This window comes from Xylanibacter ruminicola, from assembly GCF_900142525.1.
GTDB lineage: Bacteria > Bacteroidota > Bacteroidia > Bacteroidales > Bacteroidaceae > Prevotella > Prevotella ruminicola_A.
The window spans coordinates 60,664-81,511 of record NZ_FRBD01000002.1; the positions used below are offsets into that span (position 1 = coordinate 60,664).

Genomic DNA, 20,848 nt, shown 5'->3' on the forward strand with positions numbered 1-20,848 from the left:
GATGGCATACACAGGACGTTTTGGACAGGTAGACGATTTCCGTCGTGATGAACTGATACGGGTGATTGAGCACTCCGTAGAGAACTTGACACTTCAGGAACTGGAAGCCCTATATTACGATATGTCAACGAAAAACTACATCAACGAGTAGTCGACCTATTGATGATTTCTGCAATCTCCTTGCGGGCGGCCTTTCCTTCAGGACAGGGCCAGAGGGGATAAACGTGCCATCACCGTCAGGCACACTTTCTTAAAAACTTTCTTTGTTTGCATAAGCTCAATCCGTTTTTGTGTTATGAACTAATGACCAGACCAGACGTATCGTCCGGTCTGGACGGATATTTTGGGGCAAATATATGTAATATTTCTTAAAAAAGCAAATTATTCAACAAATTATTTCGATTCTCATCGCAACATTTGCTCATATGTGAAGAGTGAAGAATTTGCTACCGCTAAATATACGATAACGATGAAAGAGAAAGTATTACAGGCTATTGGACAAGGCTTTTGCCGAACTGAAGAAAGAGGGTGCCATCGTGTGTCGCTTATTATCTTTTTTCTTTCGCCTGTCTTGCAAACTCAAACAGTGCCTCTGGCAGATGACAGTACCCGTCAGGATTCTTATCGAGATAGTCCTGATGATATTCCTCAGCAGTATAGAAGTTCTCCAAAGGGAGCTTCTCGACGGCCAGAGGCTGCTGATACTTCTTCTGCTCCTCAGAAAAAACCTTTTCGATAGTGGGCAAGTCATCAGCGCTGGTATAATAGACACCAGTACGATAGCGGGTTCCCTCGTCATGTCCCTGCTTATTCAGACTTGTAGGGTCGATAGCCTTGAAGAACATCTGTAATAGGAACTCAAGGCTAACCACATTAGAATCATACTTCACATATACTGTCTCAACGTATCCCGTTGTGTCTGTATAGACCTCCTTGTACGTCGGACTGGCTGTATGTCCGTTGGCAAAGCCCACTTCCGTTTCTACTACACCCTCTATCTGTTTGAAATAATGCTCTGTTCCCCAAAAGCAACCTCCTGCTAGATATATCTCTTTTTCCATCATTTTGTTCAATTAACTTTAATTTATGATGCAAAGTTAGCGTAATCTGCAGAGAAATACGAAACTTTGCTGCAGTTTTTGAGATTATTTAGGAAATAACAACTAGTTATCCGAATGTTTTTCGTATATTTGCACGCAGATATTGCTTAACTGATGATAACTAACCATATTTATATAATGAAGAGACTTGCATTATTGATTGCTGTAGCGCTTAGTGTTATTATGAGCTTTGCAGCAAAAAACAAAAAGAAAGCTCAGCAGCCGCTTAAGCCGATGAATGAGTTTGTAAGTGAGTTGATGGGCAAGATGACCGTCCAGGAGAAGATCGGGCAGCTGAACCTCTTGCCGTCAGGAGATATCCAGACGGGCATCTCAGAGAATAGTTCGGTCAGCGAGGCTATTCGTAACGGTAGGTTAGGGGCTATTCTTAACCTGAAGGGAGTTGAGAATATCCGGAAAGTTCAGCAGATGGCTGTCGAAGAATCGCGTTTGGGTATACCTATTATCTTTGGTATGGACGTGATTCATGGTTATGAAACGATATTCCCCATACCATTGGCATTAGCTTGCTCATGGGATATCCCTGCCATCGAGCAGAGCGCGCGTATTGCTGCGAAAGAAGCCACTGCCGATGGACTCTTCTGGACCTATAGTCCGATGGTGGATATCAGCATTGATCCGCGTTGGGGGCGTGTGGCCGAGGGTGCTGGCGAAGACCCGTTCCTGGGTTCTCGCATAGCCGAGGCAATGGTGCGAGGCTATCAGGGTGATGGCTCTATATATAGCACAGACAAGATGATGGCCTGCTTGAAGCATTATGCCCTATATGGTGGCTCTGAGGCGGGACGCGACTATAACACGGTTGACATGAGTCGTATCCGTATGTACAACCAGTACTTACCACCTTATAAGGCTGCTGTAGAGGCTGGAGTAGGTAGCGTTATGTCGTCGTTTAATACCGTTGACTACGTGCCTGCCACAGGCAACAAATGGTTGCTGACTGATGTGCTGCGCCGGCAGTGGAAGTTCGATGGTTTTGTGGTGACCGACTATGGCGCCATCAACGAAATGATGAATCACGGCATGGGCAATCAGCAGCAGGTGGCAGCGCTAGCACTGAAGGCTGGCACCGATATGGATATGTGTTCGGAGGCCTTTACAGCAACCCTCGAGAAATCGCTTCAGGAGGGTAAGGTCACCATCGATGAAATCAATCAGGCATGTCGTCGGGTTCTGGAGGCTAAGTATAAACTGGGGCTCTTCCATGATCCATACAGGTACTGCGATAAGAAGCGCCGTGCCAGTGATATCTATACTGCCGAGCATCGCCAGGCAGCCCGCAATCTCGCTGCTGAGACGTTTGTGCTGCTGAAAAACGACCATGTGCTCCCCTTGAAGAAACAGGGCACCATCGCCCTGATTGGACCTCTGGCTGATACAAAGAATAATGTACCTGGCTCTTGGGCACCCACGGCTACTTACCAGTATCCTACGCTTCGCGAAGGTATGCAGAAGGCACTTCAGGGCAAGGCCACGCTGCTTTATGCTCAGGGAAGTAATATCTGTCGCGACTCTGTGCTGCAGGCCGATGGTTCTTTCTATCGTTCCATTCCTCGTGGCGACGATGCCAGAATGAGGCAGGAGGCTTTGGATATTGCCCGAAAGGCTGATGTCATTGTTTGTGCCATGGGCGAACTACAGGAGATGAGTGGCGAGTGTGCCAGCCGTAGTGATCTGGAGCTATTTGATGTGCAGCGCGAACTACTGGAGGAACTGCTGAAACTCGACAAGCCCGTGGTGCTGCTCAACTTTGCAGGGCGCCCCACTGTTCTTTCTTGGGAACAACAGCATGTTCCAGCCATCCTGAATGTATGGTTTGCCGGCTCTGAAACAGGTGATGCCATCTGTGACGTGCTGTTTGGAGATAAGTCGCCATCGGGTAAGCTCACCATGTCGATGCCCAAGAACATGGGGCAGATACCTGTGTATTATAATCATCTGAACACTGGTCGTCCTGTAGCTGAGGGCACTCAGAAGTTCGTCAAGTTCCAGAGTAATTATCTGGATGTACGCAACGAACCACTCTATCCCTTTGGCTATGGCCTCTCATTCACCACGTTCGAGTATAGCGATATGACCCTAAGCAGCAATCAGGTGTCGGCCGATGGCTCGATTACTGCCTCGGTGACTGTTAAGAATACCGGTAGCTACGATGCTGATGAAGTGGTGCAACTCTATATCTGTGATAAGGTAGGCTCCATCAGCCGTCCCGTTAAAGAACTCAAAGGATTCAAGCGCATCCATCTGAAGGCAGGTGAATCGCAGGTTGTCACCTTTACGATTACCCCCGACCTTCTGAAGTTCTATGACTACAATCTGGACTACGTGTTAGAGCCTGGTGACTTTGATATTATGATTGGTCCCAATAGTCGCGACGTCAAAAGGGGGAGGGTTTATCTGCGAGGAAATTGATATTGTGTGGAGGTCTCTTATGCTATCTATAAAACGATTTCATCAATGGCTTTGCGGCTCTTGGGCTTCAACTCGTCGGCAGCGTAGCCCAAGGGAATGATAACGGCAGGCTCCTCATTCTCAGGTAGGGCAAACAGTTCCTTGCACAGGTTGGCATCAAAGTTACATACCCAACAGGTGGCCAGACCTTGCTCAGTAGCAGCCAGGCAAAGGTGCTCCACGGCAATGGCAATGTCAATATCTCCATGATGTTTGCCGTCGAATCTTACCCACTCTTCATCGTGTAGGATTGAGGCAACGATATACATCGGGGCCGTCTTGAGCCAGTCGCGGCGATAGCACTGTGTCAGTTTAGCCTTGTCCTCCTCTTTGGTAACGATATGGAATAACCATGGTTGTTTATTTACAGCCGATGGTGCCAGACGGACACACTCCATGATATAGTCCAGTTTTTCCTGTTCAACACTCGTAGGCTGGTAATTCCTACAACTATACCTTGCTTTAACTAATTCTAATAAGTTCATAAATGTATCAATTGTTTGTTATATGTCACTATATTTAAACGATATTTTTGCAAATATAGTTATTATTCTCAATAATATTATAAGAAGGTGCGATTATTTGTGATTATTTAGGAATCATCCATCATTAGCCGGCCGAGGGGTAATAATGTCCATAATGTATGTAATATTGTTTATTCTTTGCAAAAAAAAAGAGATAATGGCCGATATTAATATCGGAATCATTAATTTTGCAGCTGAATAATCAACAATGTTTAATATAAATGAAGCAACTAACAACTTTTCTTTTCGCATGGCTACTGATGATAGGCGTTGCGAATGGCCAGCAGATGAAGGCCGCCGTGAATCTTACAAAAGCAACGATTGTGTATAACGAGGCCGATGCGCCGCTGGTGAAGCAGATGGCACAAGTATTGGCCGATGACATTGAACGTGTGGCCGATGTGCGACCGCAGGTGAGCATCCGCAGTGGCAAGCAGCCGACCGTATTCCTTGGCACCACCAAGCAGACAGGACGCCATCGCGAGCTGAAAGGCACGTGGGAGCGCTACGCTATCGACACTAAGAACGGCAATATCTACGTGACAGGTTCTGATGCTCGTGGACTGGCCTACGGTGTGTTGCACATCAGCGAGGCCATAGGCGTAAGTCCCTGGTACTGGTTTGCCGATGTGCCTGTGGATAAGAACAACAAGCGCGTGTACGACTACGCCGAGAACTATGTAAGTCAGTCGCCCTCCGTGAAGTATCGCGGCATATTCATCAACGATGAAGACTGGGGATTGAAGACATGGGCATCGAAGACCTTTGAGAAAGAACTGGGCGACATAGGTCCGAAGACCTACGATCGCGTGTGCGAGCTGCTGTTGCGACTGAAGGCAAACATGCTGGCACCCGCCATGCACAGCTGTACGGGGGCTTTCTACAGTCATCCCGAGAGTCAGAAGATGGCCGACAAGTGGGGCATCATGATTACTACCAGTCACTGCGAACCACTACTGTTTAACAATGCCGCCAAATCAGAGTGGGACAAAGAACGTGACGGCGAGTGGAACTACGAGACTAACAGCGCCACCATCCTGAAGAAACTGGACGACCGCATTCGCGAGACTGCTCAGTACGACAATATCTACACCATGGGGCTGCGTGGACTGCATGACGAGGCAATGAAAGGAAGTAAAGACCCTAAGGTTCGTGCCCGCACTCTGGAGAATGTGATGGCTAAGCAGCGCGGGATTCTGGAGAAATATAAAGGAAAGAAGGCTGAGAAACTACCGCAGATATTTGTGCCCTATAAGGAAGCGCTCGACATCTATGATGCCGGTCTGCGTGTGCCTGATGACATCACTCTGGTGTGGCCTGACGACAACTATGGTTACATGAAGCGTATCAGCAACAAAGCTGAACAGCAGCGCAGTGGGCATAGCGGTGTGTACTACCACATATCTTATTTAGGTACGCCTCACGACAACCTGTGGATTGCCACCACAGCTCCCATGCTGATGTACGAGGAACTGCTGAAAGCATATAATGCCGGCGGCGATCGCTACTGGCTGTTGAACGTGGGCGATATCAAGCCTATGGAAATAGAGATGCAGCAGTTTTTCGACATGGCCTATGACTTCAGCAAGTTCAGCTATGACAATGTGAATAACTATCAGGCCGAGTTCCTGACCCGCCTTTTCGGCCATCATGATTTCCAGTACATCCTGGATAACTACTACCAGTTGGCTTGGAACCGCAAACCAGAGTTTATGGGCTACGAGATGGAGTGGGACAGCCCCGAGTATTCAAGACGATATGATACTGACTTCTCGTTCCAGACAGGTACTGCCCAGAAGCGACTGACTGCCTATCAGGATATCTGCTTTGCCTACGATGCTATAGAAAGCAAACTTACCCCCGAACAGCGTCCAGCCCTGTTCGAGATGCTGGGCTATGCTGTGCACTCGGCCTACCAGATGAACCGCAAGTATCTCTATGCACAAGCTAACCACGAAACGGGAAACATGATATACGCTGAGCAGTCGAAGGATGCTTGCCGAAAGATTGATGCATTGTTAGAGCGATACAACACTCAGCTGGATGGCAAATGGAACCAGATGATATCGGAGGTACCACCGGGTATCGTTGCTCTCTATCAGAAGATGCCTGAATATACCGACAAGCCCACTGATGCCTACCGTCTGCCCGACAGTCAGCGTCATCCTGAACTGCAACATCAGATTGACCTCGCATCGCTAAATGTTTCCGGCCCATTCCGACTGCTTGAGGGCATCGGTACCGATTGGAAAGCCTTGCAATTAGGACAGCCACTTGATTTCGAGTCAGCCGGTAGTACTATCAACATCCCTCTGTCTTCTGGAATCTCACCTCGCACTAACAGCCTGCAGGTGTGCATCTCGGTAGTTCCCATGTGGCCAGTAGCTGCCGACCGCAGCAACCGTTTCGAGGTAAGCGTTGATGGCGGCAAGGCTGAGATGTGCGAAAACAAATTCAAGGAGTGGAGTCGTGAGTGGAAGATACAGGTATTGGAGAATCGCAAGGAGTTTGTATTCTCCCTGCCCTTAGATGCATCCCGTCAGAACCACACCATGACTCTAAAGATAGTTGATCCTGGACAGATTATCCAGAAGATTACCTATGAATAATTGCTAGCGGATAACAACCTTCTGGCCTGCGTGGATGTAGAGGCCGTGTTTGGAAGGCTTGGATATGAGTTGTCCGCTCAAGGTGAACCATCTGTCGTCGACCTGTGTGGATGATGGGATAGACTGGATGGCAGTTTGCTGGTTAATATCCTGTTCAGGATAAGTACCCAATATATAAACACGATAGCCCTTGGCATCGAGACTGAAAGTATGAGTGGCGTTAAGCGTCGTCTGCTTGCGGCTGGTGCCTTGGGCTATCGTTTCGCTATCGAGCCACAGGCTCCAATCGCCTGCTGTGATACCCTCGACAGTGGCTGAAGTTGCAGTGGTACCCATGTTCAGTACAACAAGCACCTGACTATCGCCTAAAGTGCGGGCGTAGGCCAATACGCTGGTGTTATCGGAGACGTTGAGTAGGGTGGTGGTAGGGTTATCGGCCGACTGGCGTGCATCGCTCAGTGCTGGCACGGCATGCTTCAGCGCAAAGAGCGTGCGCAGTGTATTCCGCATCTTTTCGTCTTTGGTGTTCCAGTTAATCTTTGTGTCGTTAAAATAATCGAGTGCCTGGTTTCCACCTGTTTCCTGACCGTTGTATATCAGCGGCATGCCATAGACGGTGTAGGCCAGAACGGTGAGTGGATAGCGGTTGTCGCCATACTTCTGCGTAAGTGTTTTCTTTGACTCGTTGTAGTTCTGGTCGTGATTAGTGACATAGAGCATACGACCAAACGATAGCGAGGCAGACTTATCTAATAGCGTGTTGATAAATGCCTTGAGGCGTGCTGCTGTATTACTGGTGCCATAGTTGGCCAGTGACGATTGGAATTGCCAGGCGTAGTCGTAGTCGAATCCCACATTCTTCAGCCGGGTGGCATCTGATGCGATATCGGCCTCGCCAAGAAACGTGATTGCTTTGTGGGATTTGATCATAGGAATAGTTGACTGCCAATAGCTGGCAGGTATTTTTGGGCTGCTGATGTAGTCGCACCGATAGCCATCGATGTCGGCTTCGTCAATCCAGAACTTCAAGCATGCGTTCATCGCATCAATCAGATCGGGGTTGTTGTAGTCAAGCTGCCATACATCACCATAGTTGTTGGGATGAATCATGCTGCCGCCACTGGTGGCGTAATATTCTGGATGGGTTGTTACCCATTCGGCATTGGTAGCCGTGTGATTGGGCACCCAGTCGAGCCATACCTCCATCTGCAGCTCGTGGGCACGACTAACGAATGCTTTCAAATCGGCGATAGTACCATACTTAGGGTTGGTTTCCTGGAAGTTGGTGGCAGCATAAGGGCTGTTGATGCCTCCGCCACGTGGATAGATGGGCATGAGCCACACAATGTCGATACCTAACGCCTTGAGTTCTTCAAGACGTGCCTGGGCTGCGGCAAAGGTGCCCTCGGTAGTAAACGAGCCCACATTCATCTCGTAGATAACGCGTTGCCCCTCGCCATGTTTCTCGGTTGAGAGATTAATCTCATCTACGTAATCCGCTGCAAAACTGTTTGTAACATAACAAACAGTGCATAAAAAAAACATCAAAAGTCTTCTAAACATCTTGGTAATCATAATTATAAATTAAAAACGGGGCCGCCGTTCTTCGCAGAGCAGCAAGCCCCTGTGAGTACTCAAATATCAGTAAAACCTTAAATGATGAAGCAGGTTTCTACTGTTTAACGTAAACTGCATAGCCCTTTGCCTCGAGTGAGAGGGTGGGTGATGCAGGGAGAGAATTCTTTGTGAGACTGGGACCGTTGTAGATGGTCTGGCTATTGAGCCACTGCTGGTAGTTGCCAGCTTCGATGCCATCAATAGTTACCTCAGTGTCGTAATCGGCAAAGCTGACTACTACTACCACATTGTCGCGTTGCCATGCCAGCACGTCGCTGCAGCTGGTGTTGAGAAACTTAACAGGTGCACTCTCGGCCAAAGCAGGCTGCTGATGATGCAGGGCAATCAGCGTACGTACGGTGTTAAGCATCTTGTGATCCACACGCTGCCATTTTACTTTTGCATCGGTAAAGTAGTTCAGCGTGTCAGGATCGCCGATTTCCTGTCCGTTATAAATAAGCGGCATGCCATAGAATGTAAACTCCAATACGGTGAGACCGTAGCGGTTCTCGCCATAGAACTTACGAAGCGTGTTGCCGCCATCGTTGTAGTTCTGGTCGTGATTGGTAAGATATACCATTCGGCGGTTTTTAACCTTTGCCGATTTGTCGAGGAATCGCTGACAGATGCTTTTCAGAGTGTCGGCATTGAATCCACGACGGCACAAACGTGCCATAGATCCTTGAAAACTCCATGCGTAGTCGTAGTCGAAACCACATGAGTCAATACGCTGGTTGTGGCGATCGGTAATATCTGTCTCGCTCATCATCTCAATCTTCTTTCCAGGAACCAAGGTCTTGAGCTGGGCAATAATGTCCTGCCAGTATGCCACAGGGATGGTAGGGCTCGACACGTAGTCGCAGCGGTAGCCGTCGATGTCGCATGTCTCGATCCAGAACTTCAGCGCCGAGTTAACCTCTTTCACTAGTTCGGGATTCTGATAGTTCAGTTCCAGTACATCGCCCCAGCCGTGAGGGTGAATCATATTCCCCTTGTCGTTGCGGGTAAAGTAGTCTGGATGGGTCTGTACCCAAGGATTCTCCTGAGCCACATGGTTGGGCACCCAGTCTAACCACACTTTAATGCCCAGTTGGTGGGCATGTGCCACGAAAGCCTTTACATCGTCGATGGTTCCATATCGTGGATTTACGGCTTTGTAGTCCATGGCGGCATAGGGGCTGTTCATGGTTGCACCACGCGGATAGATAGGCATGAGCCAGATGATGTCTACGCCCAGCGAGTCTAAACGAGCCAATTGCTTTGTGGCTGCTTGGAACGTGCCCTCGGCAGTGAAGGCTCCCACGTTCATCTGATAGATAACGCGATTGCCGTCGCTTACAGGTTGGGTGCTATCTACAACGAGACTTTTGGAAGCCCCACCGCAGGCTGACAACATCAGCACTGCGGCGAGGATCATATTACTCCAATACTTCATAACCACCATCAAATATGCGGATATAGATGTCGTGATCGATGGTGAAGTTCAAGTCGCCACCTTCCCACTGCACACCTCCGTTGTTATTGTTGGGGATGAGATTCAGGTTCAGGCCGGTATTGGCTGCACTCATATCGAAATACAGATACTCTACGCCTCCAATAGTCTGAGTTCCGGTGACAGGAATGCCAGGCCAACCGCCAAAGGCTTCTGCATCGCCCCATGCATAGAGGGCGAAATCGGTCTGACTCGACTCATTCAGAACAAACAACGCATAGCCATCGTGTTCTACCTTTGGCTCGGCACCAACCTCCTCAACACCATCGGCTGTTATGCGCAGATAGATATTGCGATCGATGGCGAAGTTGAAGTCGGCCAACTGCTGTCCGTTACCTCCATTGTTAAAGATCAGGTTCTCAACAAGTCCGGAGTTAGCTGCGCCAAGGTCGAAGTACTTCCAGGTGACGCCGTCGTGGTTCCATGTGCCGGTAACACTCATACCAGGCCACTCGCCATTCAGGCTGTTAACATCGCCCCACATATAGAGGGTGAGATCATCCCAGCCTGTCTGGTCGTCAACATACACGCAGAATCCATCGTGACTGGGCTCTGGAGCCTCGCCGCCACTCCAGTAGTAGCTCTCCCAACGCTGTCCCCAGATATTGGTAAAGCTGCCAAGAGCAGGGTTATCAACGTGCAGAGCCTCTTCGCCAGTAGTGGTGAATTCCACGCCTTGGTTCTTAGAATAGAAACGGAAACCATCGGCTAACGACTTACCGGCAGCAAAGGTGCTGGGGTCGAGGTAAATAGCCCATTTTACGTTGCTGTTAGGTGCTTTTGTAAGCAGATACTGGGGATTGCCAATAGCTTCGTTGTCGCCATTGAAAGCTCCGGTGATATAGATTTCTTCATCGGCAGTGGTGCCGAAGGGGGCGATGAACTCAAGCAGGATACGGTCAGCGCGGGTCTCAAACTGCTGACGCTCATGGTCGAATACAAGATCCTCCTTGCTTGAACAACTGCTCATAAAACCTGTAAAGGCAAGCAGCGCAAGTAACAGATTATATATTTTCTTGTTCATAATCTTCTATTGTTTAATGTTTAATCTTACTGATAACTTGGATTCTGAATCAGTCCTGGGTTTACAGAGATAGCAGTTTGTGGCAATGGATACCACTCGTACTTACGGTCGCGCTTGGCTGGCAGATCAATGCCATCCTCGGTTGCACGTCCCCAGAACCACCACTGGCCTTGTGTAAACTTGTCGAAACGACGTAGGTCGGTACGACGACGATTGCCTTCGCCCAAGTATTCCTTTCCCCACTCAGAAAGCATCCAGTCCATATCGAACTGTGTGAAACCAGGACCAGGAATACTGAGTGCTGCACTGCGATCAGAAGTCTTGTAGTAACGCTGGCGTACGGCATCAACATACTTCTTGGCCTCGTCGCTGTTGCCTTTACGCATCTCGCACTCAGCTACATTGTAGTATGCTTCGGCCAGGCGGAACTGAACATCGTCAATGCTCTTGAAACCACCCTGCTCATCGTTAGGATAGAGGGGGTATTTTACCAAACGTACACCCGAGTTAGTTTCACCCCAACGTGGACTCATAACGGTTTCAAGGTCGCGGCCCTGATTCAGGAAGGTACCCAGCTGATCTACAAACACTAGGTCCTGACCATCGCGGTCGGCATCGGCCTTCAGTACATCGCCCTTACCAAAGTCGGCGCGCACCAGTCCCTTCAGGAACATGCCAGGACCGTGTGTTTTGGTCTTTGCGTCGTAAGTATAGTTCTGCTTGCGGATGTCGCGATCGTCAAAGCGCTCATAAGGTGCTCCCAGCTTATCGCCATAATCCAAGAAACACTTGGCGCCGATAGAACCACCAGTAGGCTGAACAGTACCAGCGTTGTCGAACGAGGGAACCAGACATACGCAGTTCCAAGCGCCGATGCCGTCGTAGCTCTGTCCGAAATAGTCGGCATAACCATACCACATGCCTACCATAGTACGCACGTTAGAGATGGCGTTAGCTGCGCCCTGTCCGTCTTCGGCAGCAAGTGCAAAGATAACCTCAGGACTCTTCACGTTATCCATCGAGTAGAGGTTGCGGTAGTTATCGTCGATGGCATAGTTGCCATAGTTTCCGTTGATAATCTCCTTTGACAGAGTCTCGCACTCGTCGAAATGTTTTTCGCCGATAAAGACCTCAGCATTGAGAAGCAGACGGGCCTTGAGCAGGCGGTTCATTGCCTGGTTGGCACGGTTAACCATAGAGTGGTTTGCATCGTCCTTAGCCAGTGCAGAAACAGTTTCGTCGAGTTCGGTAGCAATGAAGTCGTAAATCTTCTTGCACGATGTGTTCCAATCAGGATCGGCTGTACCTGGAACCTCGCTGCTGGCAGAGGTGTTAAGTGGCAGAGCACCGCCCCACAGTTCGAAGATGCAGTAATAGTTCCAAGCGCGGATGGTGCGTACCTCGGCTACATACTGGGCCAGCTGTGCATCGGTCATACCCAGACTTGAAGCACTCAGCCCCTGAAGGTCGCTTAGCAATAGGTTCGACAGTCCGATAGCTGTCCAAGCGCCATTCCATGCATTATTGATAATAGTAGATTCTGAAGTCCAGTTGTGCCAAGATAGTACGGTCTTCATGGCCTCGTCCCATCCCCACAGACCTCCATTCCATACACGCCATGTAATCTGGTCGGCAGGATATTCAGAGAGGTGGAAGAAGTTCTCACCAGCCAGAGTCTGCGATGTCTGTCCGTAGATGGCAGCTACAGCTCCTTTTACACTGGCTTCATTCTGGTAATAGACACCGGCGTCGATACGGTCGTACACCTTCTCATCGAGGTCTGTACAAGCCGAAACACCCAGTCCCAGTGCCATCGCTATGATGCTATATTTGATTGTTTTCATAATAATTATCAATTTTCAATTATCAATTCTCAATTAATGAAAGCGCAGCGTTACGCCTAAGCTAACTTGAGTGGCCTGTGGATAGGCACTGTTAGAGTCGATACCTGGAGTGATGCCAGTAGAGGTAACGATTGATGGATCGTTGCCATCGTAGCCTGTAAGAGTAAATACGTTTTTAGCTGTGAGGTATACACGCAGGCTTTCAACCAACTGACGATTCTTTGGCGTATAAGTATAACCCAGTGTAATGTTGTCGAGCTTGACGTAGTCACCATTCTCGAGGAAATAACTTGAGATGATACCGCCACTTGAGTTAACATCTGCATAGTCGGTATAAGCCTTACGCAGTACATTGTCGGTACCAGAGCCCTTCAATCCCATGCCATATTTGCGCATGTTGAATATCTGATAACCCAGAGCACTGCGGAACAGCATACTGAGATCCCACTTCTTATAGGTGAACGAATTGCTCCATGACAGGAAATGCTTGGGAGCACCGTTGCCGATAGTGCGCTTGTACGAAGGATCGGCCTGAGCTGCTGGAACCTTGTTACCATTGTTGTCGTAGATGAGCAGCAGACCATTTTCATCGATGCCGGCATGCTCGTATCCATAGAACTGACCAATCTTACCACCTTCCTCAACACGGAAGAAGTACTCGCTTGTGCCTGGACCTGGCTTCTGATACAGATCCAGATAAGCCATCTGATAAGCATCGCTGGACAGCTTGGTAAGCTTGGTCTGGCCCATACTCCAGTTAACACCAGTGGTCCACTTGAAGGCTTTCTTTGACAGAACATCGTAGTCGAGAGCCACCTCTACACCAGTATTCTTGGTTGTACCTACGTTAACCAGAATAGTATTATAGATGAATGGTGGCTGTGGGGCAGTGTAGTTATAGAGCAGATCCTGCGAACGGCGGTCGAAGTACTCAATGCTACCGCGCAGACGGCTATTAAGTGCTACAAAGTCGATACCAACGTTGAAGGCGGTTGATTTCTCCCATGCAAGGTCGGGGTTCGCATTCAGCGATGGTGCATAGCCGTTAATCCATTGATTGTCGATGAGGTAAGCACCACGGGTGCTATAAGTAGCAATGCTCTGATAAGCATTAAAGTCGGAACGACCAGTAACACCATAGCTGACACGTGGCTTTAAGCTCTGGAAAGTCTGAGCCAGACTCTGAGCAAATGGGGTGTTAATGATTTCCCATGCCAGAGACGCAGAGGGGAAGCTACCCCACTTGGTGTTGGCGCCGAATTTAGTGCTACCCTCACGGCGCATAGAGGCCGAAGCGTAGATGATATCATTGAAGTTATAATTCACACGTCCGAAGAAACCTATCAGTGTTGATTCGGAAGAGCCTGCCCAGAGGTTGGCCTTGCCATCGCGCAGGTAGCTACCACTACCGATACCGTGATAAGAAAGGGCATCGTAGACAAAACCCATGTTCTCGTTGCCGCTCTGTTCCCATTTGCTGCGCTCCCATGAATAGCCAAGCACAGCTTTCAGCTGGTGCTGATGGAGAGTCATGGTATAGTTGATGAGATACTCCAGGCGGTTGGTCCACCACTTCTGGTAGTTGATGCGTGCACGACCGTCGTAGCCGTTCCAGAATGATTCGCTTGATGTAGAAGGTGTATAGAAATTATCCTTCAGATCGTTATACTGCAGTGCATAACTCAGCGATGTGCTCAGGTTGTGCTGCTCCATCTGCAGGATGTTCAGTTTTACATCGGCATTACCCAGAATATAGATACGGTCGCCCTGACTAACGTTCTCTTTCAAGTCATTCACGGGGTTGTGGATGTCAGTAGGCGAGTTGGGCTGGTAATAGCTTCCGTCAGGATTCTTGACAGGTATTGTAGGGTTCATGGTAAGGGCAGTGTCAAACAGTCCGTCGTTACCCCATTTCTCGTGTACCTTGCGGGCAGAGAGCGATGAGTTGAACTGCACACGGTTGTTAAGTACACGCTGCTCGCCAACAAAGCGTGCACCGTATTCTTCGCGGCCCGATACAATGTCGAGACCATTACCTTTCTTATAATTGAGCGACAGCCCGAAATATCCGTTCTTGGTTGATGAGTCGATAGAGATATACTGGTTCAGGTTGTAGCTTACCGGACGTGTAATCTCGTCCCACCAGTCGGTATCGGCACCATAATCCTGTCCGCGGCGTGAGCGGCGGAACTCTTCGGTACTCAGAATATCAACACGAGGTTTCTGCACATTCAGAGCAATGTAACTGTCGTAAGTAACATTGGTTACACCAGCTGTGCCAGAACCTTTCTTGGTGGTTACCAGAATGACACCATTGGCACCACGAGTACCATAGATAGCAGCTGAACCGGCATCCTTCAGAACGGTAATTGACTCTACATCCTGAGTAGCGATGTTACGCAAATCGCCACCGGCAATACCGTCAATCACAACCAACGGACCATTGCTGGCGGTTAGTGAGCCAGCACCACGCACCTGAATATCGGTCATGGCGTTAGGGTTAGCATCGGCAGTTGAGGCTACGTTAAGTCCAGCCACCTTACCGGCAATCAGTGCCATAGGGTCGCTAGCGGCTCCCTGGTTAAACTGATCCTTGCTAATTTGTACCACAGAGCTCGAGATCTCTTTCTTAGCCATCGAGCCATAACCTACTACTACGACTTCGTTCAGCTGGGCCACATCCTCTTTCAGTGTGACCTCCATGCCATTCTTGGCAGGAACCTCCTGAGGGTTAAAACCGATGTAGGTGAACACCAACGTAGCTCCAGGCTGACATTTCAGACTGAAGTTTCCGTCGAAGTCTGTTACTGTGCCGTTAGATGTTCCTTTCACAACGACCGAGGCACCGATAACGCCATCGCCCGCTTCGTCCTTCACATGGCCGTTGATAGTAGCCTGTGCCGAAACATCCAAGGCAAAAAACATGACCGCCAGCATCATTAGCAGGCGATAACAAAGATTTTTTGTTCTTTTCATCTTCATTGGGTTTTGTTAAAATTAGAGTTATTTTAAAATGATAGGTTTTTTCCTATTTCTTTTCGATTCTGATGGCTGCACCACCGCTTCGAGCCAGGTTCAGGTGCAGTGTGTCACCCTTCTTCACATCAATTTGTCGGATAGTCATCTCGTAAGGGTTGCGCTCGTAGTCGGCATTAGGACCATCCTCGTAGATGATGGCACTGTATAATGCATGATCGTCCAAAAAGTCAAGTTCGACGTCCAGATGGCGTGCTTCTTCATTAGTAATGCTACCTATAAACCAGCGATCGCCATGGCGTTCTTTTCGTACTGTGGTTATGTATTTGCCAATTTCGCCATTGGGTACCAACGTGCGGCTCCAGGTTGTTGGACAACTCTCAATAAAGGAGAGTGCAGGCTGTCCCTCGTAGTTCTCTATGGCGTCGGCAGCCATTTGCAATGGACTGTATATCACCACAAATTCACCCAGTTGCTTGGCCAGTGTGGAGTGTGGATGAGTACCCTTCACAATCTCCGAGAAGTTGAAGATGGCAGGCGTGAAGTCGGTTGGACCAGCCAATCCGCGGGTAAACGGCAATGTGACGGTGTGCGATGGTGGGTTGCCTCCACGGCGATCCCATGCATTATACTCCTGACCGCGAACACCCTCCTGTGTCATCAGGTTGGGCAGTGTGCGCTGCAATCCAGTTGGCATGGCTGGCTCGTGGTTGTCGATCATAATGTGATGTTTAGCGGCACACTCTATCACACGACGGTAGTGGCGGATGCCATATTGCGACTTGGCTAGTTCTTTGCCATCGAAGTAATGACCTACGTAACCGGTCTTAACAGCGCGGATGCCTAGTTTCTCAAACCAGCTGAATGCCTGTTCCATCTGACTCTCAAGTAGCGAGGCATTACCCCAGGTCTCGGTGTGGCCGATAAAGCGCACACCCTTCTCCTGTCCGTAACGGCATACCTCTTCCATATCAAAGTCGGGATACGACTCCAGGTAACTAATCTTCTCGCTCTGTCCCCAGCCGGGATTCCATCCCTCGGCTAGTACGCCGCTGAAACCATGGCGTGCGGCAAAATCCATATATCTCTTCACATTCTGGGTGGTAGCTCCGTGTGTGGGACCCATCTCCCAGGTGTTTTGTTTCTTGTGTATGCTCCACCAGATGCCAATATAGCGTCCAGGTTCTATCCATGATGTATCCTCTATACGTGATGGCTCGTTCAGATTTAGCATCAGGTTCGATGTGAGCAGACCACCTGCGGTGCTACTGATGATCATGGTGCGCCAAGGACTCTTCATCTCGCCTTTGGCATATACTTTTACCCCGTTGCGCCATGGTGTTAGCGCTGTGAGCAGTCTCACAGTTCCATCGTTGCCTATTCTGGGTGTCAGGTTGATACTGGCATAATCCTCTAGAGCTGCCTCGTGTATGGCTAGATACACATTCTTCTCATATTCTATCGTCAGAGGTGTACATACGGTGTCCTTCTTGCTCAGCAGGTCGGCTGTATAGATACCTTCAAAGTATTCGGTATGGTTTGTTGGAATCGACCAGGCCTTGGCATCGTGAGCCAATGTGATCTCGGTCAATTCGTCCTGAATACTAAACTCTTTTCCTTTATTATTGTCTTGCAGAATATATCTGAAACCAAAACCATCGTTGTACACGCGGAACACCACCTGCATCTTCTGTCCAGAGCGTTCCTTGAAGTTTACAACCATTTCGTTGTATTGATTGCGTGTGATGTCGTTTTCGCCCCATGGTTGTATCCAGGTCTCATCTTTAGATGAACGTGTAACCTTACCCATCTTGGTGTTGCCACCTAGTTCTCCATGACCCAGCATAAAGCCCAGATGTGATGGAGCGACAAGCATGCGCCCTTGATAACTAACCATGTAGTAAGCTTTGTGGTTCTTCACACCGGCGGATACCGTCACGGTTCCGTCGGGCGAAGATACTTTTACGTCTGCGGCGCTACCTGTAATGACGCCGCACATAACAAAACCAACTAATATTACAATTCTAACAACTAACATTTTCATACGTTTTTTGATTTTGGCGGCAAAGATAGATACATTATAAACTGATTCCAAACACAACAAACAAAAATCTAGATAGTTAAAAATGTAACTGTCAGGTAATGAAATGGTTACAATTTTTAAGGCTCCAATAAATCAAAAGATTTTCAACCGGCATTTGCCATAAATTGTCCTTTTTGATTTGGTGGTTTCAGAAAGAAATCGTATCTTTGTCCCATCATTTTAACAAGGAAAACGATACTGGCTTATGGTACGACTCTTGATGCTTTTCATTGTTCTGGTTCTGACGACAGTCTGCTCTGCTCGCCAACTTAGTAACCAGCAACTCTATCAAACGCTCGACAGCCTGATTGAGCAATACAATCAGTTGACTGCTGATAAGGAAAGGCGTGTGGCTATTATTAAAGATGGTGTAAAGGGCCTGAAGCTGACACCAGAACAGCAGTACGACCTCAATCAGCGGCTGTATGATGAGTATGTGGCCTATAAGTTTGATTCGGCCTTCTACTATATTGACAAGAACGTGAAGGCCCTTAGCGGTTCGAGCGATCATGACCGCTTTGCTGCCAGTGCAGTACGCATGGCGCATATTCTGGCTGTTACAGGTCTCTTCGATCGCGCCCGCCGACTGCTAGATAAGGTTAATCCCGATTCTATCAGCGATCAGCAGAAGATAGCCTACTATACCCAACAAAGTGAGTTGAATCTTTACCGTTCGGAGATGGCACTGGCTACTAAGTATTTTTATGACTATATTAAACGGGCGCAGTATTACCGTCAATTGGTCATGCAGATAGCTCCTAAGGACAGCTACGACTATATATTCAATCAGGCCACGTATATCTGTGAGGCAGGTGATACCGATCAAGGTATACGGATACTTGAGGATTATCTGAGGAAAACTGATCTGGGTACACGAACCTATAGCATCATAACAAGTACCCTTGCTTTTTTCTATCAGAAGAAAGGTATCCCCCAGCAACAAGAATATTATTTGTTGCTCAGTGCTATCAACGATGAGCGTAGTGCGATACGTGAGAACAACTCGTTGAGGTCACTATCTGAAGTCCTGATGGCTCGTGGCAATAACGACGATGCCTATCGTTATCTGCTACAGGCCATTAGCGAGGCAAAGTTTTATGGTAGTCGAATCCGTATGATGCAGGTAGGGCGTATGGCCCCGCAGATTCTGCAACTTTACGATGCCGAACGTACACAAACACAACAGCGTACCAATCTGTTGCTGTTCGTCATATCATTTATATCTCTAGTATTGGCAGGTATCATTATTTATACACTGATATTGTACCGCAAAAAACATGCAGCAGGACTGCAGATTATAGAGATGAATAAGATGTTGGCTAGTCACTCTGCTGAGATAGAAAATGTTAACACGCAGATGAAGGAGGCTAACCGTATCAAAGAGGAGTATATAGGCCGATTCCTGGAACTTAGTAGTTTGCTAATCTCTGATGGTGAACAACGCCTGAAACAACTGAACCGTCTGGCGCGCGAGCGTAAGTTGGAAGAGTTATATGCCGAATTAAAAACGATGGAACCTGTGAATAAAGGTATTCGCAAGTTCCATAGCCATTTCGATACAGCTTTCCTGAATATCTATCCTAACTTTATCTGTGAGGTTAATCGTCTGCTAAACTCTGAGAGTCAGTTCGCTGTCGAGGTAGATGGCACGCCAGTCAAACATCTGTCTACCGAATTGCGTGTATTGGCGCTTATCCGTCTGGATATTACTGATAACCAAAAGATAGCCGATATTCTGCGTTCGAGCATCACTACTATCTATACTTACCGTTCCAAGTTGAAAGCTAAAGCCATCAACAAGGAAACTTTTGAAGATGACGTCAGAAGGATAGCTACCTATCGTTAGATATGATTCTTGCTATGCGTTTGGCCAGGGCCATGATGGTTAACATGGGAGGCAGACCAAGTGCTTGCGGGAGTAACGTGGCATCGCAAACGTAGAGGTTGTCGGGGAGCAGAGGCGAGTGGAGGGTCTCTGCCTCGGTCTGTGTGAGTGGCAACATGCCGCCCGGATGTCCTGCATTCAGCGTGCCCAGGAATATGTCTTCGTCCTTGGCGCCCAGCTGCAGCAGTATCTGTCGGCAGTCGTCAACGCCTTGTTGCAGTCGTTGGTGATCCAGAGGCGTGAGCACCTTGCTCATCTTGTTGTGGTGCACATCGCCTTGCTCTACATCGGCCAGCTTGATCATCAGGCTCACCATGCCGTCCATAGGCTTGTGCCACTGACGGTTGAAGAAGAAACTGAGCCAGTCCATATATGGAGAGATGATGTACTTTTCGCGGTGACTCACAAAGGGCATCAACAGCTGGCGGTCCTGTCGGGCTTTCTCCATGGGAGCAGCCACGCACAGCACAGGGTCGACAAACAGCGTAGGCTGGCAGTCGATGCCCGATGCACGCAGTATGTCGGGGGTGCCATAGCCGCCTGCTGCCACGATGATGACGTCGGCCTCGAGCGTCAGGTGCTGGAGTCCACGGGTTACGTGTACTTTCTGAGCCGTACGGTTGGTAATATCAATATGCGTCACCTTGCAGCCGGTCAGCACCTTGATGTCTTTCAGCAGTTCGCGTGTGTCCCATTTTGCCAGCATAGGACAGCCGATAGAACAGTGGCCGCACAAGCGGCAACTGCCCGGGCGGAGTAGCTTGGGCATGGGTTGAGGGTCCATCCCCAACTGCTGCATAACCTGGAAAGTGCGTTTGGTGATGGGCGACCAGTAGCGCTGGTGGTCGGTAGTGATTGGTAACTCGCGGTAAAGCTCGTCAAACTCTTCGTCGAGATTGATGCCAATCTTTTTCAGTCCCTCGTCGGCTCTCACAGCATTACCAGTGGCCAGCGTGGTGGTGCCGCCCACACCACGACCGTATACCATCACCATCTCCTGCTGCTTGTCGATGCGCATAGATGGCAGTAGCAGTTGTATCATTCGTTCGTCAAAGTATAGGCCCGTCTTTCTAAACATAGCTAACTTGTCGAGTGGCAGCGAAAGGGGTTTGAATTCCTTTCCTGCCTCCAGAACTGTTACTTCGAATTTCTTAGCAAGCATGTGTGCGGCCATTGCTCCGCCTGCACCACTACCTATCACGATGACTTTCTTCATAATTAT

Annotated in this window: 13 protein-coding genes; 4 read left to right on the forward strand and 9 right to left on the reverse strand. The window is 48.8% G+C overall.

What is annotated here, in order from left to right; genetic code table 11:
• Position 1 precedes the first annotated feature (1 nt).
• Positions 2–151 (forward strand): hypothetical protein, encoded by a 150-nt coding sequence (locus tag BUB86_RS17430; protein WP_175549371.1) that lies wholly within the window; start codon positions 2–4, stop codon positions 149–151.
• Positions 152–548: 397 nt separating this feature from the next.
• Here the strand turns inward: BUB86_RS17430 and msrA are convergent, their stop codons facing one another.
• Positions 549–1,061 carry a peptide-methionine (S)-S-oxide reductase MsrA gene (gene msrA, locus BUB86_RS01435; RefSeq protein ID WP_073204597.1) on the reverse strand — a complete coding sequence of 171 codons (513 nt, stop codon included), beginning with the start codon at positions 1,059–1,061 and terminating at the stop codon, positions 549–551.
• A 177-nt stretch (positions 1,062–1,238) separates the two neighbouring features.
• Here msrA and bglX point away from each other — a divergent pair, with 177 nt between their 5' ends.
• Positions 1,239–3,533: a beta-glucosidase BglX gene (gene bglX / locus BUB86_RS01440; RefSeq protein WP_073204602.1), complete on the forward strand. Its 2,295-nt coding sequence runs from the start codon at positions 1,239–1,241 to the stop codon at positions 3,531–3,533.
• 26 nt (positions 3,534–3,559) lie between these two features.
• Here the strand turns inward: bglX and BUB86_RS01445 are convergent, their stop codons facing one another.
• On the reverse strand, positions 3,560–4,057 hold the full coding sequence (locus BUB86_RS01445) for a nitroreductase family protein (RefSeq protein WP_073204219.1): 498 nt from the start codon (positions 4,055–4,057) through the stop codon (positions 3,560–3,562).
• Positions 4,058–4,317: 260 nt separating this feature from the next.
• Between BUB86_RS01445 and BUB86_RS01450 the strand changes: the two genes are divergently transcribed.
• A complete protein-coding gene (locus BUB86_RS01450) occupies positions 4,318–6,705 on the forward strand; it encodes a glycosyl hydrolase 115 family protein (RefSeq protein WP_073204223.1) in 2,388 nt (795 codons plus the stop codon).
• Positions 6,706–6,708: 3 nt separating this feature from the next.
• Here the strand turns inward: BUB86_RS01450 and BUB86_RS01455 are convergent, their stop codons facing one another.
• The 6 genes from BUB86_RS01455 to BUB86_RS01480 form a co-directional block, all read right to left on the reverse strand.
• On the reverse strand, positions 6,709–8,268 hold the full coding sequence (locus tag BUB86_RS01455; protein WP_175549372.1) for an alpha-amylase family glycosyl hydrolase: 1,560 nt from the start codon (positions 8,266–8,268) through the stop codon (positions 6,709–6,711).
• Between the two features lie 109 nt (positions 8,269–8,377).
• A complete protein-coding gene (locus BUB86_RS01460; protein ID WP_175549373.1) occupies positions 8,378–9,757 on the reverse strand; it encodes an alpha-amylase family glycosyl hydrolase in 1,380 nt (459 codons plus the stop codon).
• On the reverse strand, positions 9,741–10,838 hold the full coding sequence (locus BUB86_RS01465) for a starch-binding protein (RefSeq protein ID WP_073204233.1): 1,098 nt from the start codon (positions 10,836–10,838) through the stop codon (positions 9,741–9,743). Before BUB86_RS01465 ends, BUB86_RS01460 begins: the two co-directional genes overlap by 17 nt.
• A 26-nt stretch (positions 10,839–10,864) precedes the next feature.
• The gene (locus BUB86_RS01470) at positions 10,865–12,682 is read right to left on the reverse strand and encodes a RagB/SusD family nutrient uptake outer membrane protein (RefSeq protein WP_073204236.1); all 1,818 of its coding nucleotides are present in this window, start codon (positions 12,680–12,682) and stop codon (positions 10,865–10,867) included.
• 33 nt (positions 12,683–12,715) lie between these two features.
• Positions 12,716–15,664, reverse strand: a complete 2,949-nt coding sequence (locus tag BUB86_RS01475; RefSeq protein ID WP_073204239.1) for a SusC/RagA family TonB-linked outer membrane protein — start codon at positions 15,662–15,664, stop codon at positions 12,716–12,718.
• A 46-nt stretch (positions 15,665–15,710) separates the two neighbouring features.
• On the reverse strand, positions 15,711–17,702 hold the full coding sequence (locus BUB86_RS01480) for a glycoside hydrolase family 97 protein (protein ID WP_073204242.1): 1,992 nt from the start codon (positions 17,700–17,702) through the stop codon (positions 15,711–15,713).
• Between the two features lie 244 nt (positions 17,703–17,946).
• Here BUB86_RS01480 and BUB86_RS01485 point away from each other — a divergent pair, with 244 nt between their 5' ends.
• Entirely contained in the window at positions 17,947–19,587 is a 1,641-nt protein-coding gene (locus BUB86_RS01485; protein ID WP_073204244.1) for a DUF6377 domain-containing protein, read from the forward strand.
• Here BUB86_RS01485 and BUB86_RS01490 read toward each other — a convergent pair.
• Positions 19,574–20,842: a GMC family oxidoreductase N-terminal domain-containing protein gene (locus tag BUB86_RS01490; protein WP_073204248.1), complete on the reverse strand. Its 1,269-nt coding sequence runs from the start codon at positions 20,840–20,842 to the stop codon at positions 19,574–19,576. The two genes, BUB86_RS01485 and BUB86_RS01490, sit on opposite strands and share 14 nt — an antisense overlap.
• Positions 20,843–20,848 lie beyond the last annotated feature (6 nt).